At 60.3% G+C, this 17,259-nt stretch carries 19 protein-coding genes; 12 read left to right on the forward strand and 7 right to left on the reverse strand.

The genetic code is table 11. The features are described 5' to 3' along the window. Positions 1 to 158 precede the first annotated feature (158 nt). Genes L3J03_09560 through L3J03_09570 form a run of 3 tightly spaced genes read right to left on the reverse strand, consistent with a single transcriptional unit; the run spans position 159 to position 2,185 of the window. Positions 159 to 278, reverse strand: coding sequence for a YjbQ family protein (locus tag L3J03_09560; protein MCF6291223.1), 120 nt, complete (start codon positions 276 to 278; stop codon positions 159 to 161). Between the two features lie 48 nt (positions 279 to 326). Next, positions 327 to 1,100 carry a Mut7-C ubiquitin/RNAse domain-containing protein gene (locus tag L3J03_09565; protein ID MCF6291224.1) on the reverse strand — a complete coding sequence of 258 codons (774 nt, stop codon included), beginning with the start codon at positions 1,098 to 1,100 and terminating at the stop codon, positions 327 to 329. Between the two features lie 2 nt (positions 1,101 to 1,102). Then, positions 1,103 to 2,185: a hypothetical protein gene (locus L3J03_09570; protein MCF6291225.1), complete on the reverse strand. Its 1,083-nt coding sequence runs from the start codon at positions 2,183 to 2,185 to the stop codon at positions 1,103 to 1,105. 297 nt (positions 2,186 to 2,482) lie between these two features. Between L3J03_09570 and L3J03_09575 the strand changes: the two genes are divergently transcribed. Genes L3J03_09575 through L3J03_09585 form a run of 3 tightly spaced genes read left to right on the forward strand, consistent with a single transcriptional unit; the run spans position 2,483 to position 6,128 of the window. After that, positions 2,483 to 4,591, forward strand: coding sequence for a chloride channel protein (locus L3J03_09575; protein ID MCF6291226.1), 2,109 nt, complete (start codon positions 2,483 to 2,485; stop codon positions 4,589 to 4,591). Further along, on the forward strand, positions 4,588 to 5,118 hold the full coding sequence (locus L3J03_09580; protein MCF6291227.1) for a nucleoside deaminase: 531 nt from the start codon (positions 4,588 to 4,590) through the stop codon (positions 5,116 to 5,118). Before L3J03_09575 ends, L3J03_09580 begins: the two co-directional genes overlap by 4 nt. After that, the gene (locus L3J03_09585) at positions 5,115 to 6,128 is read left to right on the forward strand and encodes a radical SAM protein (GenBank protein ID MCF6291228.1); all 1,014 of its coding nucleotides are present in this window, start codon (positions 5,115 to 5,117) and stop codon (positions 6,126 to 6,128) included. The genes L3J03_09580 and L3J03_09585 overlap by 4 nt, the downstream gene beginning before the upstream one ends. Here the strand turns inward: L3J03_09585 and tatC are convergent. After that, a complete protein-coding gene (gene tatC / locus L3J03_09590; GenBank protein MCF6291229.1) occupies positions 6,100 to 6,819 on the reverse strand; it encodes a twin-arginine translocase subunit TatC in 720 nt (239 codons plus the stop codon). The two genes, L3J03_09585 and tatC, sit on opposite strands and share 29 nt — an antisense overlap. Continuing rightward, on the reverse strand, positions 6,816 to 7,310 hold the full coding sequence (locus L3J03_09595) for a twin-arginine translocase TatA/TatE family subunit (GenBank protein ID MCF6291230.1): 495 nt from the start codon (positions 7,308 to 7,310) through the stop codon (positions 6,816 to 6,818). Before L3J03_09595 ends, tatC begins: the two co-directional genes overlap by 4 nt. Before the next feature lie 439 nt (positions 7,311 to 7,749). On the opposite strand from L3J03_09595, the gene L3J03_09600 reads away from it, so the two are divergent. The 9 genes from L3J03_09600 to glyS all read left to right on the forward strand — a co-directional run bounded on the left by L3J03_09600 (position 7,750) and on the right by glyS (position 16,430). Then, complete coding sequence (locus L3J03_09600) at positions 7,750 to 9,048, forward strand: adenylosuccinate synthase (protein ID MCF6291231.1); 1,299 nt, start codon at positions 7,750 to 7,752, stop codon at positions 9,046 to 9,048. Positions 9,049 to 9,227: 179 nt separating this feature from the next. Continuing rightward, positions 9,228 to 9,509 (forward strand): DNA-directed RNA polymerase subunit omega, encoded by a 282-nt coding sequence (gene rpoZ / locus L3J03_09605; protein ID MCF6291232.1) that lies wholly within the window; start codon positions 9,228 to 9,230, stop codon positions 9,507 to 9,509. Positions 9,510 to 9,523: 14 nt separating this feature from the next. After that, complete coding sequence (dnaJ, locus tag L3J03_09610; GenBank protein MCF6291233.1) at positions 9,524 to 10,630, forward strand: molecular chaperone DnaJ; 1,107 nt, start codon at positions 9,524 to 9,526, stop codon at positions 10,628 to 10,630. Positions 10,631 to 10,914: 284 nt separating this feature from the next. Next, positions 10,915 to 11,436: a cyclic pyranopterin monophosphate synthase MoaC gene (gene moaC, locus L3J03_09615; protein MCF6291234.1), complete on the forward strand. Its 522-nt coding sequence runs from the start codon at positions 10,915 to 10,917 to the stop codon at positions 11,434 to 11,436. A gap of 70 nt (positions 11,437 to 11,506) precedes the next feature. Next, positions 11,507 to 11,872: an RNA polymerase-binding protein DksA gene (dksA, locus tag L3J03_09620; GenBank protein MCF6291235.1), complete on the forward strand. Its 366-nt coding sequence runs from the start codon at positions 11,507 to 11,509 to the stop codon at positions 11,870 to 11,872. Between the two features lie 95 nt (positions 11,873 to 11,967). Further along, positions 11,968 to 12,972, forward strand: a complete 1,005-nt coding sequence (galT, locus tag L3J03_09625) for a galactose-1-phosphate uridylyltransferase (protein MCF6291236.1) — start codon at positions 11,968 to 11,970, stop codon at positions 12,970 to 12,972. A gap of 94 nt (positions 12,973 to 13,066) precedes the next feature. Next, positions 13,067 to 13,417, forward strand: a complete 351-nt coding sequence (locus L3J03_09630) for a response regulator (protein MCF6291237.1) — start codon at positions 13,067 to 13,069, stop codon at positions 13,415 to 13,417. Positions 13,418 to 13,493: 76 nt separating this feature from the next. Next, positions 13,494 to 14,228, forward strand: a complete 735-nt coding sequence (locus L3J03_09635) for a GTP cyclohydrolase, FolE2/MptA family (GenBank protein ID MCF6291238.1) — start codon at positions 13,494 to 13,496, stop codon at positions 14,226 to 14,228. Between the two features lie 123 nt (positions 14,229 to 14,351). Further along, positions 14,352 to 16,430 (forward strand): glycine--tRNA ligase subunit beta, encoded by a 2,079-nt coding sequence (gene glyS / locus L3J03_09640; protein ID MCF6291239.1) that lies wholly within the window; start codon positions 14,352 to 14,354, stop codon positions 16,428 to 16,430. A gap of 80 nt (positions 16,431 to 16,510) precedes the next feature. On the opposite strand, the gene L3J03_09645 is transcribed toward glyS, so the two are convergent. Both L3J03_09645 and L3J03_09650 read right to left on the reverse strand, forming a co-directional pair. Continuing rightward, the gene (locus L3J03_09645) at positions 16,511 to 16,912 is read right to left on the reverse strand and encodes a cytochrome c family protein (protein ID MCF6291240.1); all 402 of its coding nucleotides are present in this window, start codon (positions 16,910 to 16,912) and stop codon (positions 16,511 to 16,513) included. Positions 16,913 to 17,021: 109 nt separating this feature from the next. After that, positions 17,022 to 17,231, reverse strand: coding sequence for a hypothetical protein (locus L3J03_09650; protein MCF6291241.1), 210 nt, complete (start codon positions 17,229 to 17,231; stop codon positions 17,022 to 17,024). Positions 17,232 to 17,259: the final 28 nt, after the last annotated feature.

Raw genomic sequence — 17,259 nt, forward strand, 5'->3', positions numbered from 1 at the left:
CCTTTCCCGGTCCAACCTCAAACGTACGGGGTTTACCGAAACCTTACCGCTGGCTGGCGCTTCTGGCGGCAAGGGAAAATGGTCTGCAAATAGATGCGGGGGTTTACGCCCTGGGATGTGCTGTAATCATAAGCCTGGGTCACCCAAGGTCCGTTCCCTCAGGCTGGAACCGGTATTATGGTGCAGACCACCCGGCGTTGGTTGCGGGGGCCGTTGAACTCGCAGAGAAAGATGTTCTGCCAGCGGGAAAGCCCGAGTTTGCCGTCAATGATCGGCACTGTCTCCGAAGGCCCGATGAATGGCGCTGTCAAGCAGCGCAATTTTTTTTATTTGGCATAATCCAGGGAAACTCCTTCCGGTCCGGTCAACTCGTTTAAAAGGGTTGCCATTCGTGCCCGGTGGGAGCCGGGCCAGTAGATTCGGTCGCACTCCTCGCAGCGGGTAAAGGTATGGTAATATTTTCGGGTCAGCGGTTCAAGGCGGTCAAACACCTCTTCCCTGGCCACCGGCTGAAGCTGGCCGTTGCAGCGCATGCAGCGGCTGAAAGGACGGATCCTGGAGCCCAGGCCGAAGAGTTGCACGACCTCCCGGAGCTGCTCGTCAGGCTGCCGGGCCCGGATCAGATGGCCGAAGACCACGATCTTGTGTTTGAGCAGGCCGCTGTCCCGGGTCAGGAGGATTCGCTCCTCCCGGACCGCCAGTCCGGCAAGGTCCCGGTCTGCCAGGCCTGGATGATAACCGGTGTCGAATCCGGCCATCCGTAACCAGGGGGCCAGCTTGCCCACGTTGACGTCCACCAGGAAGCGGGTCGCGCCAAGCGGCTCGGGTCTCAGTTTCGTGGCCACGCTGAAGTCCACCGGCGGGGTGAGCGGCCGGGCCGCGATTCGATCACCGGGTTCCACAATATGGGCAAAGGAGACCTCCCGGCCATTGACCTCGAGACGGGATATCTCGGCATGGGGAATGCCCAGCGACTCCAGCAGGTCCTTGATCGAGGTCCTGCGCCGGAGCGGAAGACAGAGCCTTTTTTCGGCCCGCAGGCGCCGCTGCCGCAGCAGGAGGTTCAGGTCGCCGTGCAGAAGGAGTTGGATTTCCATCATGCTCACCGGTTCGTCAGCCCCAGGGGGCAGAGGAATTCCCGGCGGATCCGTTCTTTCATCTCGTCTGCCGGCGTTGTGTCTATCTCTCCGGCCAGGGAGGCGAGGCGGGTTGCATGGCCCTGGATCCGTTGCCGGCAGCTCTGGCGGGCCGTGTCGATTTCCCGCCAGTCCCGGTTTTTTATGAAGCTCCGGCAGGCAGGTCTGATCTCAATAAAAAGCTTTTTGCGCAGGCCGTCGAGAAAGGAGGCGTAGAAGCCCAGGGATGCCTCGCGCCGGTTGGCGATGATGTAACCGAGCATTCCCTTGGGATGGGTGTCAGCCAGGATGTCCTTGAGCCCCCGGGCCAGAAGCTCCACCGGTGAGGCCGGAAAGGCGGCGATGATCTTTTTCAGGGTCGCGCCGGGCAGGGGGCCGGGCTGCATCTCGCCGACCTCATGCCGGAGATAGGTCTCCATCTCCTCTTTTACCAGGAGATCGAACCCCTGCCGGAGCCGGGCCGGGTCCAGGGAATTGTCCTGGTCCAGGAACCCGTAATGGCCCAGGGCAAAGAGCAGGCCCTCCCGTCCCGAGGGCCGCATCTCCTGGATCTGGTCCCAGAGATAGAAGCGGAACGGCTCCTGCCGGAAATAGATGGTGTTGTCCCGGGTCATGGCAAAGGGCGCTGACAGTTCCCGGGCCTTTTCCCGGCCGAGGATGACCGCCCGGCAGCCGTTGATCTTTCGTTCCGCCACCCTTTCGGCGATGAAAAAGATCGCCTTCAGCGACCGGCCGTAGCCGGCGCCGTAGACCAGTCCGTGACGCCCCAGGGAGAGGTTTGCCTCTCTGGTGGCAAAGGGGTCGAGCCGGGCGGAATCCACGGGCAGCGCCAGGAACGACTTGTGGCCATGTCCTTCCCATGACCTCTCCTTGGCATCGATCCAGTCGAGCAGTATCCCGGACTCCGGCTCGTCCCAGGGATCGAGTCCGGTTTCCCACTTATAGAGGTTGCGCAGCTTGAGTACCAGGATACAGAGGGAAAAGACCCCGTTGTCCCGGGCATCGGAGATGGCGCAGTTGGTCCGGACTGTCTCAAGCAGGGCTTGCAAAACGCTGGGCTCCTTTTTTTCGTTCCGCGGCTGGTTGACGGGCCGGGCTGAAAATACAATCTCCGGCCGGCCCTGTTTCAGCGGTAATCCTCTTTGCCCGGCAATCCTTGACAGATACGGTGAACTGGGGTAACGATCAGACAGGACCGGGAAGAACAGTGACCGCCGGAGATCGCCTGCCGGTGTGCCGGCGGCCGGTCCGGATGCCGGCTGCTTTTCGATCAGATATTGTACCTTAAAACCAGGGTTCTCCGGTAATAAAAATTCCGCCCCGGCTCCCGGGGCCGGGAAATATTGATGCTGCGTCGCTATCTGGCCACCCTCCTCGATAAACTGAGATCCAGGGAAGAGCTTGTCCTGATGGTCCTGGCGGTGATCGTCGGGGCCGGTACCGGACTGGCCGCGGTGATTTTCATCCGGTTGATTTCCTTTATCAACTGGTTCGCCTATGGAGAACTGGGTGCCTTCTTTCCCCAGTGGGGCCGGATCTGGTTCATTGTCATTCCGGTGATCGGGGCCCTGGCCGGCGGCCCGATCATTGCCTATTTTGCCACTGAAGCCAAAGGGCACGGCGTGCCCGAGGTGATGCAGGCCCTGATTCAATGCGGCGGCCGGATTCGTCCCCGGGTGGCGCTGGCCAAGATCGTTGCCTCGGCCCTCTGTATCGGTACCGGCGGCTCGGCCGGCCGGGAAGGGCCGGTGGTTCAGGTCGGATCCACCCTGGGATCCTCTGTGGGGCAGTGGTTGCGCCTCTCCGACGAACGGATCAAGAACCTGGTGGCCTGCGGCGCGGCGGCCGGCATTGCCGCCACCTTTAACGCCCCCATTGCCGGGGTACTCTTTGCCACCGAGATCCTGATGAGTGAATTTCAGGTCACGGTCTTCGGCAATGTGATGCTCGCCTCGGTTTCCGCCTCCATTGTCAGCCAGGTCTTTCTCGGCGCCCGGCCGGCCTTTGAAATCCCCACCTATGTCCTGCATTCGCCCTGGGAGATCCTCCTCTACGTGCTGTTGGGGCTCCTGGCCGCCCTGGTGGGGGTCGGCTTTATCCGGCTCCTTGACAGCATGGAGACCATGTTCGATTCCTGGCGGTTCCCCGCCTATGCCAAGCCGGCGGTCGGCGGCCTGTTGCTGGGGCTGCTCGCCTATGTTTATCCCCATGTCACCAGCCTGGTGTCGGTCTATGGCTCGGAAACCCGGCTGGGTCTGCCCCTGATCGACAACATTCCCCATATCTATGGATCCGGCTTTGCCTTTCTCGACCATGTCCTGCAGGGCAGCGCCCCCTTCTGGCTGCTGGTGATTCTTATATTCTTAAAGCCGCTGGCCACGGCTTTTACCCTGGGCTCGGGCAACTCCGGCGGTGTCTTTGCCCCTTCCCTGTTCACCGGCGCCGTGCTCGGCGGCGCCTTCGGCCATGTCTGCCAGGAGTTTTTCCCGGCCATGGGGATCGAGGTGGGGGCCTATGCCCTGGTGGGAATGGCAGCGGTGTTTGCCGCCGCGGCCCGGGCGCCGCTCACCTCCATCCTTATTGTTTTTGAGATGAGTAACGACTATCGCCTGATCCTCCCCCTGATGGCCGCCAGCATGGTGGCCTCCTCGGTTGCCCAGTGGCTGCAGCCGGAATCGATCTATACCATCAAGCTGGCCAAGCGGGGGATCCGTTTCGGCCTGGGCCGGGACCTGGACGTGATGCAGGGGGTCCGGGTGGAGGAGATGATGAACAGGAACCCGGTGACCGTGGAAAAGGACCAGAGCGTGGCCGAGCTGTTCGCCATGTTCCAGGAGACCAATCTGCGCGGTTTTCCGGTTACGGCGGGCGATGAACTGTACGGGATCGTGACCCTCCAGGACATGGAGCGGACCATTGCAAAAATGGAGCACACCCTGCACCGGAAGGACGTGTCGCTCAAGGACCTGCGGGTCTGGGACGTGGCCACCCCTGATCCGATAACCGTGTTTCCCGACCAGCCGATCTGGGCGGCGATCCGCAAAATGTCGCCCCGGGACCTGGAACGCCTGCCAGTGGTCTCCCGGGACAATCCGCGCAGGCTGCTGGGCCTGATCAGCCGCAGTGACATCCTCCGGGCCTATGATGTCGGTCTGATGCGGAAACGCCGGGACCCGGCGATCCGGGAACAGATGGCCCTGCGGCGGATTGCCGATGTGGAACTGGTGGAGGTGACCGTGGCCGAAGGAGACCCGGGCCAGGACCTGACCCTGGCCGAGATACCCCTGCCGGCCGGGGCCAACCTGGTCACCATTCAACGGGATGACGCGGTGCTGGTGCCGACCCGGGACACCAAGATCATGGCCGGCGACCATCTTTCCATTTTCTGCCGGCCCGATCTTGTCGATCAGGTCCGGGGGCTGTTTACCAACAATTATCGAGATGAAAAGAAATGAAAGAGGAACAGCAACGATTCATGGCCGCGGCCCTGGCCGAGGCCGAACAGGCCCTGCTGGCCGGTGAATTTCCAGTGGGCTGCGTCCTGGCCCGGGACGGGGTGATCCTGGCCCGGGGCCGCCGGATCAACAGCACCCCGGCAACGGTGAACGAACTGGACCATGCCGAGATCGTGGCCCTGCGGAAACTGGCAGTAAAATATCCTGGAATGGATCTGGCCGGTGTTACCGCTTATTCCACCATGGAGCCCTGCCTGATGTGCTATGCGGCCCTGATTTTAAACGGGGTCAGGACCATTGTCTATGCCTACGAAGACGTGCTGGGCGGCGGCACTGGTCTCGATCCGGCGGGCCTTGGCCCGTTGTACCGGGAGATGGCGGTGACCCTGGTGCCGGGGGTGTTGCGCCACGAGAGTCTGAGCTTGTTTAAACGTTTTTTCGCCTCTCCGGACAACGCCTACCGGCAGAAGAGTCCCCTGGCCGGATACACCCTGGCCCTGGGGGAAAAGGAAGCGCATCAACAATGAGTACCCCCCAGGCAAAGACCGTGGGATTCAAGCCCGGTGAACGGAATGTCTTTTTTCATCTGCTCACCGGTTGCAACCTTTCCTGCAAGCATTGTTATATCAATCCGGACCGGCATGGCCGCGTCCCGGTTGCCAGAGAAAGGCTGGGCGCCTGGCTTGGGCTCTTTGCCGCGCCGGAAAAGGAGACCAACCTCATCCTGCTCGGCGGCGAGCCCACCCTGCATCCTGACCTCGCCTGGGGGATTGAAGAGGCCAAACGACTGGGATACACCTCGGTGACCGTGGATACCAACGGTTTTCTCTTTCACGACCTTCTGGATCATACCAGCCCCGAGGTGCTGGATTTCCTGAGCTTCAGCCTGGACGGACCCACCCCGGAGGTCAATGATTCGATCCGGGGAAAGGGGGTTTTTGCCCGCTGCACCGAGAATCTGAAAAAGGCGGTGGCCCGGGGATTCAACGTCAGCGTGATCTATACGGTGAGCAGCCGCAACATTGATCAGCTGCGGAAAATGCCCGGTCTGCTGGCCCGCTGGGGGGTCAAACGCTTCTTTATCCAGGTGATCGGCATTCGCGGCAAGACCGCCCGGGACCAGCCCGGGGGCTGGCAGCTGAGCCCGGAGCAATGGCTGGCCGTGGTGCCGCCGGTGGCCAGGGCCGCGGCCGGGCTGGGGCTTACGGTCATCTTTCCCAAGGTGTTTCTCGACAAGGATGAGATCTTTCAGTGCGCCGGCCGGGTGGCGGAGAATTTCTTTATCTTTCCCAACGGCCGGGTCTACATCTGCCCCCTGTGCGAGGATTATCCGCTCAACGCCTTCCGGATCGAGCAGAACCGGCTGCTGGTTAATCCGGGACTCACCGAGCAGCGGCTCTTTACCCTGGACATTGTTGAGGGCTGCGTGATGAACAAGCTCCTGCAGCCGGACAACCTGAGCTATGACCGGGACGGCCGCCCTGTTTACCGAATATCATGTTGCCTGCTCAAGCAGGAGATGAGAATGCCCGGATGACCAGGATGCCGGCCTCGTAGAGCCCGGCCAGGGGAAAGGCCAGCAGAAGCGTGGCCATGAGGTCGCCGGCACTGAGGAGAAGGGCCAGGGCCAGCAGACCGGGATAATAATACTTGCGCTGCTCGCGGAAGTATGCCGGGGCCACCAGGCCGGTCTTGCTCGCCACCACCATCAGAAAGGGAATCTCGAAGGCCAGGCCGAAGGCCAGGCTGGTACGGGCGACAAAGGTCAGGTAGCCGCCCATTTTGGGGAGCGGTTCAAGGTTTTCGTTGGCAAATCCCAGGAAAAAGGAGAGCATCTTGGGAAGCACCACGAAATAGGCAAAGGCGGCCCCCCCGGCAAACAGGAGGCTGGCCCAGAAAATGACCAGGAACATGACCCTTTTTTCCCGGCCGGTCAGGCCCGGGGCCACGAACATCCAGGTCTCGTAAAGCAGCACTGGAAAACTGAAAATAATCCCCACCAGTACGGACAGTTTCAGGTAGGCGATAAAGGCCTCGGTGAGGTTGGTATAGATGAGCGAGACTGCTTCCGGCCGGCTGACAAAGAGCGGGGCCATGAAAAAACGGCTGATCGGCTCGGAAAAGATATAGGCGACAATGCTGCCAACGAGTATCGCCAGGCAGACAACGGAAACCCGGTGCCGCAGTTCCCTGAGGTGGCTCTGGAGTAAGGTGGGCTCCGCGGTCATGCCGAATCGCTGTCTTTACCGGTCCCTGCCGGCCGCTCATCTTCCGGGGCATGGGGGGGCGTCCCGCTCTCCGGTTCCCGGACAGTCCGGCCGGCGGTCTCCGTGCCCTCCGCCGGTTCGGCCCCCTCTGCTGTCGCCGCTGGTTTGGCCCCCTCTGCTGTCGCCGCCGGTTCCGCCCCCTCCGCTGTCTTTCCTGCAACGGCCGGCTGTTCAAACAGCTCCGCATACTCGGCGGCTTCCGCGCTCAAAACGCTGGGCGGGAGACCCTTGTAGGCCTGTTCCAGTTTGTCGTTGTTCTCGGTGATCTCGTCCCAGGCGGATTTGTCCTCGTCATCCTCGCGCAGTTGTTCCTTAAGGGTGTTGGCCGCCTTTTTCAACTCAAGAACGCCCTTGGCCAGAGACTTGGCCAGTTCGGGAAGCTTGTCCGGGCCGACCACGACCAGGGCAACCGCCATGATCAGGATTAATTCGGGGAGTCCGATTCCAAACATGATGATCTCGTAAGAAGTACTGAGGTTTCAATTGCCGGAAAGTGAAATCAACAAGGTGGTACAAGAACCGCCGGCCGCTCCGGTTTGCCGGGGCGAGCGCCCGCGTGTTCATGTCCGGGAACGGCGCTGGACCGGCAATATCGCCGTGGGGAGCGGCCCCGCGACGTATCGCGGCAATGTACGGTATTTGTCCGGGGGTGTCAAGACGCGGCTGAGATAATGGCCAGCAGCCGGCTTGATTGACTTTTGCAGGGTCTTTTACTATTATTGCTCTTTTTGTATTACGATGGTAGGGTGTCTGCCGCGCGGGAATGGGGTCTCCTTTACCTGTTTACAGTCGCGTCAAAAACCTGGGCCCCGGGACCAGGTCAGTGACAGTCGGCTCAGCCGATAACTTATATCGCTATGAAAAATAATCAGTTTTTTGCAGGAGAAGACAATGGCCAACGTGGTTGTGGTTGGGACCCAGTGGGGTGACGAGGGGAAAGGCAAGATCGTTGATCTGCTCACCCGCTATGCCGACTGTATCGTCCGTTTCCAGGGCGGCAACAATGCCGGCCACACCCTGGTGGTCGAGGGGAAACAGTTCATTTTTCATATCATCCCTTCCGGGATCCTGTATGAAGACAAGAGATGCATGATCGGCAATGGGGTGGTTATCGACCCCGGGGTCCTGTTGCAGGAGATGGATAAACTGGCGGGCAACGGCCTTGCCGTGAACCCGGAGCGGCTGTTGATCAGCGAGAACGCCCACCTGATCATGCCCTATCATAAATCCCTGGATCATGCCCAGGAGGCCAGCAAACAGAGCGACAAGAAGATCGGTACCACCGGTCGCGGCATCGGACCCTGTTACGGGGACAAGATCCTGCGCAAGGGGATCAAGTTCGGCGATATCCTGGATGACGGTCTGTTCCGGGACAAGCTCAAGGAGAACGTGGAAGAGAAGAACTTCATGCTCACCCGGCGGTTCAATGCCGAGCCGGTCTCCTTTGACGAGATTCACGGCCGGTTCCAGCAGTATGCGGACAGGCTTTCCTCCTATATCGGCAACGTCTCCCTGGAGCTTGATACGGCCCGCAAGGCCGGCAAACATATCCTCTTTGAGGGAGCCCAGGGCACCCAGCTCGATATTGACCACGGCACCTATCCCTTTGTCACCTCTTCCAATACCGTGGCCGGCAACGCCTGTATCGGCTCTGGTTTCGGTCCGGCCCATATCGACGCGGTGATCGGCATTCTCAAGGCCTACACCACCCGGGTCGGGAGCGGGCCGTTTCCCTCCGAGCTTTTTGACGCAGTGGGCGACGGCCTTCAGCAGAAGGGCGGCGAGTTCGGCGCCACCACCGGCCGGCGGCGGCGCTGTGGTTGGCTGGACACCGTGGTGGCCAACGATGCGGTTCGTTTGAACGGGGTGACCGGACTGGCCCTGACCAAGCTCGACGTCTTGAGCGGTCAGCCGCGACTCAAGATCGCCACCTCGTATCAGGACGGCGGCAAAACCTATCAGACGATGCCGGGCAACATCCTGGCCGCCCAGCGGGTGCGGCCGGTCTATGAAGAGATGGCCGGCTGGCAGGAGGAGATCGGTGCTGTCCGCGAATTCGAGGAGTTGCCCATGGCGGCCCGGGACTATATCCGCAGGATCGAAGATATTACCGGGGTGCGGGCGATGATCGTCTCGGTGGGTCCCGACCGGGCCGAGACCATGCTGCTCAGCAACCCCTTTACAGCCTGATCCTGTCCGGGCCGCCGGCCCGGTTGGAACGGTTCCATAAAAAAGATTGCCAATCAGGGTGGATCGATTATATTTTATCGGTTTTCGGCCCGGCCGCCGGCCGGCTGGACAGAGGCATCGGGAGCAGGCATTGTTTTTTCACAATACACGCGAATATCTCCAGGAGAGGTGGTTGGCATATGGCAAGGATAACAGTTGAGGATTGTCTGGAAAGAATAGGTGATGAAAATCGGTTCGCCCTGGTTCATCTGGCGGTGGCCCGGATCAAGCAGCTTCGCAAGGGCGCGCAATTACTGGTCACCGACCGGAAAAACAAGGAAGTGGTGATGGCCCTGCGGGAAATCGCCGCTGGCAAGGTTTCCCTTGACAACATCAAGGAACTGGCCCGGCCGCCCCAGGCGCCGGCGGTTGAGGCCGGTGCGGGAAGTGAACCGGGAAAAATCGCTGAATCGGTTGCTTGATTTTGTCTGTTGTTATGGAATCTGATTATTATCAGCTACTTGGCGTCTCGCGGTCCGGCTCGGCCGATGAGATAAAGAGGGCGTATCGCAAACTGGCGATGAAATATCACCCGGACCGGAACCGGGGTGACAAGGAAGCTGAGGAACGATTCAAGGAGGCCACCGAGGCCTACGAGGTCTTGAGCGATGTCCACAAACGCCAGATTTACGATACATACGGCCATGAGGGGCTGAAGAATACCGGGTACAGCGGTCCTGGGAATTTCGAGGATATCTTTTCGAGTTTCGGCGATATCTTCGGCGACATCTTCGGCGGGTTCGGGGGCAGACGGCAGACCAGGCAGGGACCGGCGCCCGGCGCTGATCTCCGCTTTGACCTGACCATCTCCTTTATGGAGGCGGTGCATGGGGTTGAAAAGCAGGTTGAGCTGACCAGGCGCGAAACCTGCTGGACCTGCGAGGGGACCGGGTCGCGGCCGGGATATCAGCCGCAGACCTGCCCGGCCTGCCAGGGCCGGGGCCAGGTTCTCCGGGCCCAGGGTTTCTTTCAGATCAGTTCCACCTGTCCCCAGTGCCGCGGCGAGGGACAGGTGATCGTTGAGCCGTGTAACGACTGCAACGGCGAGGGCCTGGTCAGGAACAAGAAAAAGGTTGCTCTGAAAATTCCCGCCGGGGTGGATAGCGGCTCCCGGATGCGATTGCGGGGCGAGGGCGAGGGTGGCCGCCGGGGCGGCGGACCAGGGGACCTGTACGTGGTGATCCATGTCGAGCCCCACGAGTTTTTCCAGCGGCAGGACGACAGTATCTACTGTCAACTGCCCCTGGCCATGGCCCAGGCCGCGCTTGGCTGCAAACTGGAGGTGCCGACCATCCACGGCAGCGCCAGCCTGACCATCCCCAAGGGGACCCAGTCCGGCCGGACCTTTACCCTGAAACATGAAGGGGTTGCCAATCTCCGCGGCCATGGCCGCGGCGACATGGTTGTCGAGATCCGGGTGATCACCCCGACCAAACTCAACAAGCGCCAGAAGGAGTTGCTCAAGGAGTTTGCCGAGATTGAGCAGGAAAAGGGGGGAGAGGGCCACGGTGAAGGTTTCTTGAAGAAGCTGTTCAAGCTCTAACCGCCCCGGCTGGACCAGACGGCCGGTCGCGGCCGCAACGAACAATGAAAACCTCATCGGATGTAAGCGATCACAGGGCACCGAATCTGCCGTGTTATCGTCAGGTTCGCATACCGATGTATAGCTCACCTGGCGATGCCTTGCATCTCCGGCACCCTGTAACCGCTTACAGGCCTGGAGTTTACCGGATTGCCGGCGCCTTACCCTGTGATTGGTTATCATCGGACAGGGTGCCTTGTCCGGGACGGCTTTCATATAAACGGCAGGGGAGAGGGTCCAAGGCCATGGGTCATGCAGCTGCTTCCGGAAAGAAACCGACCCACTTTGACCGGTCCGGCAATGCCAGGATGGTTGATGTGGGGGACAAACCGGACACGGTGCGCGAGGCGGTCGCCGCCGGGCTGATCAGCATGTCGGCCCAGGCCTTTGCCATGGTCAGGGCGGGGACCGCGGGCAAGGGCGATGTGCTGGGGGTGGCGCGGATAGCCGGAATCATGGCGGCCAAGCGGGTGGATACCCTGATCCCCCTGACCCACTCCCTGCTGCTCAACAAGGTGGAAGTTTCTTTTCGTTTTGATGAGCCGGGCGGTGCAGTGGTCATTGAGGCCACGGTCCGCAGCCGCGGCAGGACCGGGGTGGAGATGGAGGCCCTGACCGCGGTATCCGTGGCCGCGCTGACGATTTACGATATGTGTAAGGCGGTTGACATGGGCATGGTGATCGGTGATATTCGCCTGTTGCGCAAGACCGGTGGAAAAAGCGGCCCCTGCCCGGCGCCCCGAGGCGGAGAAGACCCGCTCCGATAAATGTTTTACGGCACGCGGCAAGGCGATACCGGGCAAGGTGTTGCCCGGCAAATGTATCAGGAGAACGAAGATGGACAAGGAACAACAGGTCTATTTCAAGAAGAAGCTTGAGGAGATGAGTCAGAACATCCTGGATGAGGCGGAGAAGACCCTCCTGGAGATGACCGACCAGAGCGATAATTATCCCGATCCCACTGACCGCGCCACTGCCGAGTCGAACCGGAACTTTGAACTCCGAATCCGTGACCGGGAGCGGAAATTACTGGCCAAGATCCGCGAGGCCCTGGAGCGGATCGATAACGGAAATTACGGGGTCTGCGAGATCTGTGAAGAGAATATCGGGGCCAAGCGGCTTGAGGCCCGCCCGGTAACCACCCTGTGTGTCAAATGCAAGACAGCCCAGGAACAGCACGAGCGTGAGCACGCGCAGTCCTAGGCAAAGGCACCACAACGCGCTTGCGGTTCGCGGGCGCGTTGCTTCCCTCTGAAATTGGGCGGTGCTGTCAGGCGCTGCCACTGGCTTGAGAAAAAATGCCTGAGCTTCGGAAAGACCCGGTATTGGGGCGCTGGATTATTATTTCCAAGGAACGCAGCCGGCGGCCCACTGATTTCATTATCGAGGAATCGCAGACCAAGGGCGGATTCTGTCCCCTGTGTCCGGGAAACGAGAACACCACCCCGCCCGAGGTCCTGGTATACGGCCGGGATCCGGCTGCGCCGGCCAACTCGCCGGGCTGGGACCTGCGGGTTGTTCCCAATAAATACCCGGCCCTGGTGATAGAAGGGGACCTCAACCGGGAAGGGGTCGGGATATACGATAAGATGAACGGCATCGGGGCCCATGAGGTGTTGATCGAATCCCCGGACCATGATGATGTTTTCGTCTCCATGTCCCACGGCCGGGTGGCCAATGTGTTCAGGGCATTCCGCGACCGGATTATTGATCTCGGTCATGATCCCCGTTTTCGTTACGTGATGGTGTTCAAAAACGCCGGCAAGGCCGCCGGAGCATCGCTTGAGCATTCCCACTCCCAGCTCATCGCCCTGCCGATCCTGCCGCGGATGATCGTCTCCGAACTGGACGGCAGTCTCGCCTACTACCGGTACAAGGAGCGGTGTATCTACTGCGATATTATCCGGCAGGAGATCAGGGAAGATATCCGGGTGGTCTGCCAGAACGATCTGTTTATTGCCATCATGCCCTTTGCCCCCCGGTCGCCCTTTGAGATGATGGTCCTGCCCAAGAAACATTACTCTTCCTATACCATGATGGACCGGGACTCGTTCGACGAACTGGCCCGGGTCTTTTCCGAGTGCATGCAACGGCTTGATGCCTGTATCCCCAATGTTCCCTATAATTTCGTGCTCCATGGCGCGCCGCTGCGGTCCGAGTCCCTTGAGCATTTTCACTGGCATTTCGAGATCAGGCCGAAATTGACCACCATTGCCGGTTTTGAGTGGGGGTCTGGTTTTTACATCAACCCCATGCCGCCCGAGGATGCGGCCAGGTTCCTGAAAGAGGCGCTTCCCGGGTAGCGCGGGCCGGGTCGGCTGTTGAAGAAAAAATGTAACGATGAGCCCCGACGCGGTCCGGATGAGCCATGGACCCCACTGGAGAGAGGAGAAAGCTATGAAAAAGATCTTACTGGTGGACGATGAAGAGGGTATCCATCTCCTTTACCGGGAAGAGCTGGAAGAAGAGGGCTATGAGGTCCATTCGGCCCTGGGCGGGTCCGAGGCCCTGGATAAACTGCCGATCATTGCCCCGGACCTGGTGATCCTGGATATCAATATGCCGGACATGAACGGGATCGAGGTCCTGCGGCGGATGAAGGAGATTAATCCCAAGCTGCCGGTGATCCTGAGCACTGCCTATCATGAGTACAAACAGGACCTCGGGGCCTGGGCCTCGGACGGTTATATCGTCAAATCGGCTGATCTGTCCGAACTCAAGGCCGCGGTCAAGCGTTGTCTCTCCTGATTCCGCCGGGAGCGGGATAAGCGACCACTGCCGCCGGGTCGGCAGTGGTCTTTTTTGTTTTGTCCGTTGTGGGAACATGAAAGATATACAGAGCCAGGCCGATCACCGGCGGATCAATATCAAGAAGGTGGGGGTAAAGGACATCGCCTACCCCATCACCGTGCTTGACAAGGCCCGCAAGGTGCAACGGACCGTGGCCAGCGTCAACATGTACGTCAACCTGCCGCACCGGTTCAAGGGTACCCATATGAGCCGGTTCATCGAGATATTGAACCGTTTCCACGGCGCGGTGGATCTGGAGAGTTTTCGTCAGGTGCTGGAGGAGATGAAGACCCGGCTCAACGCCCAGGCAGCCCATGTGGAGCTGGAATTCCCCTATTTTCTGCAGAAGAGCAGCGGCCGCGGCAATGGGATCGGCATGGTCGAGTATGATTGCCGGATGCACGCCTCCCTGGAAGAGGAAGACCGGCTGACCATGGAGATCCGGGTGCCGATCACCGCCTTGTCAGTCACGCCGGCCGGGGCCGGCCTGCCGCGCTCGCCGGGACGCTGGGGATTTGCCACCGTCCGGCTGCGGTTTAAACATTTTATCTGGATGGAGGACCTGATCCAGATGGTGGAGGAGGTGATCTCCCGGAACCGGGATGGCCGGACAACGGCCGGGAGGCCGCAATTGCCGCTGTCCGTGGAGGGGCTGTCCCAGGCCCTGGGTGAAAGACTGGCCAGCCACCCTGATATTGGCTGGTTTTCGATCATGGTCGAGAACCTGGCCGAGGGCTACAGCACCTTTGCCTCCCTGGAATGGCCGTAACCGTTCAGCAGGGTTTCACCGCTGGTGAAGAAGTATGGCCTTGAAGAGTAGTTTTTTTATATTAGGTCCCATGGAACTTACAGGGTCTCTCCTGTTTAACGTCAAAACGCCAAGATTGGAAAAATGGAGCACGAGCTTTTTTTTGAAATAGGGACCGAGGAGATCCCGGCCGGTTTTATCCAGCCGGCATTGAACAGTCTGCGGGAACAGCTGGCCGACCGTCTGGCCGGCCTGCAGCTCTCCTTTGCCGGGATAAGAACGGTGGCCACCCCGCGGCGGCTGGCGGTGTGCGTCAGCGGCCTGGTCGATTGCCAGCCGGATCGTCAGCAGGAGTTCCTGGGCCCCCCTGGCAAGGCGGCGTTCGGCCCGGACAACCGCCCGACCAGGGCTGCTCTCGGTTTTGCCGCGTCCAAGGGGGTTGCGGTGGAGGAGTTGCAGCTGGTTGTCACTGCTAAGGGCGAATATGTGTCCGTGGTCAAGCAGATCAAGGGCGAGTCCACCATAAAACTCCTGGGCGAGCTGCTGCCCGGGTTGACCTTGCAACTGCCTTTTCCCAAATCCATGCGCTGGGGCGGCGGCCGGATCAGCTTTGCCCGCCCCATCCACTGGCTGCTCGCCCTTTATGGCGGGAAAGTGGTTCCCTTTCGGATCGGCGGGATCGCCACCGGCCGTCTTACCTACGGGCATCGTTTCATGGCGCCGGTTGCGCTGGAGATAAATGATTTTGCCCATTACCTGGAGACCCTGCGCGCCAACTACGTGCTTGTTGATCCCGGTGAGCGGCGTGAAGCCGTGATCAGGGAAATCGGCCGGGCCGCGGAAGCGGTCTCCGGACAGCCCCGGCCCGATGATGAACTGATCGACACGGTCACCAACCTGGTGGAGTACCCCTTTGCAGTGGCCGGCGTGTTCGAAGAGCGGTTCCTGGCCCTGCCCGGTTCGGTCCTGATCACCTCCATGCGCGAGCACCAGAAATATTTCTGCGTGGTGGATGACAGCGGTGCGCTGCGGCCGAATTTCATCGCGGTCAACAACACCCGGATTGAAGACAGCGCCATGGCCGCGGCCGGGCACCAGCGGGTCCTGCGGGCCCGGCTCGAGGATGCGTTTTTCTTTTTTAATGACGACCAGACCCGCACCCTGGCCGACCGGGTTGATGACCTGGCAGGGCTTGTTTTCCAGGCCAGGCTGGGTACCATGCGGGAAAAGACCGGCCGGCTGGTGCAACTGGCCGGGATCTTGGCCGGCCGGCTTGCCCCGGAACTGGTCCCGGCGGTGGAGCGGGCCGCACTGTTGGCCAAGGCTGATCTGCTCACCGCCATGGTCAACGAGTTTCCCTCACTGCAGGGGAGCATGGGACGGGACTACGCGCTGCTCGACAACGAGGAACCGCGGGTGGCCGAGGCCATCCTGGATCATTACCGGCCGGTACGGGCCAACGGGGAACTGCCCCGGGACATGGTCGGCGCCCTGGTGGGCATGGCCGATCGGCTCGACTCGATTGTCGGCTGTTTCGGCATCGGCCAGATACCTTCCGGAACCGCTGATCCGTTCGGGCTGCGGCGGCAGGCCCTGGGCTTTATCCACATTGTCGAGGACCGGCGCTTCCAACTGGGACTTGCCGGGGTGGTCCGCGCGGCCCTGGAACTTTATGGCGACAAGTTGACCGAGCCCCGGGAAACGGTCCGGCAGAACGTCCTGGAGTTTATCAAGGGCCGTTTTGTCCACAGCCTCATTTCCGCCGGGATCCCGGCCGCGGCGGTGGAGGCGGTGGTCTCGGTCTCCTTTGACGACCTGGTTGACTGCCGGAGCCGGATCGTTGCCCTGGCCGCCATCCGCAACGAACCGACCTTTGCGGTGCTGGCCGCGGCCTTTAAGCGGGTGATGAATATTGTCAAGGACAACCATGGGAGCGAGGTCCGGCCGGAACTTTTTCAGCTGCCGGCCGAGGAACGCCTGTACCGGGTCTTTACCGAGGTGGCGGCCACGGTGGCCCCGCTGCTTGAGGAAAAAAAATATCAGCAGGCCCTGGCTGACATCATGCGGATGAAGGAGCCGGTGGATCAGTTTTTCGATCAGGTGCTGGTGATGGCCGAGGAGGAGGAACTGCGCTGCAACCGCTTGAACCTGCTCACCGGGATTGCCCGGCTGTTTCTCCGGATCGGCGATTTTTCCAAGATGCAGCCGGCTGTTGGTCGCTGAAAGTCTCAAGGGGATGACATTGAACAAAAAAAGGCCGCCCTTCCGGGCGGCCTTTTTTTGTTCGATCTTTTGAAAAAAGATTATTTTTTCTTTTTCGGATGGCATGCCTTACACTTGGTCGGACCCTTCTTGTCCTTCTTGTGGCATCCCTTGCACATGGTATGGGCAACACCCTTGAAGCTGTTGAGCTTTCTGTTGGAACCCATGACCTCGGCGTTATGGCAGGTTGCGCATTTGGCGATGGTATCGCCTTCGGCAATGGGCACCTTGGCGCCGTTGGCATCCTTTTTGTGGTGACAGACCGTACACTTGTTGGCTTCCTGGTGTTTCTTGTGGTTGAAGTTGGCGGGTTTGGTGCCTTTTTCCGCCTTCAGGACCATGGTCGCCGGACCGGTGTCACGGGCAACGGCCGTTCCGCCGGCAAGGGCCAGGCTGAATACGAACATGACCGCGGTCAGGCAAATCATCAATTTTTTACTCATTTCCTTCCACCTCCTTGATTGGTTGTTGACGGAACCGTAGTTGTTAAGGGAGTCTATGAATAGCGATTCATTTATGCTAGGAAACTTTTATTATGCGTCGCCGGTTTTGTCAAGTTATTATCGCGGACCAGGCGGGTGAGGTCCCGGGCAAAGACCGTTTCCCGCCCCGGCGGAACAAGGGTAAACATTCAGCAAACCCCCTCCTATCGGGAAAGGGGTTTGCTCCTACCAACGGCCGCTCCATTGAGAAGGGCCGGCTGTTCATAAATAGGCTATCAAGCAGGAACTCGCTTCGCCGCAACGGCGATTCGGAATCCATAAGCATATCATGCGGAAGTTGTTTCAAA

The organism is Desulfobacterales bacterium, assembly GCA_021647905.1.
Classification (GTDB): Bacteria; Desulfobacterota; Desulfobulbia; order Desulfobulbales; family BM004; genus JAKITW01.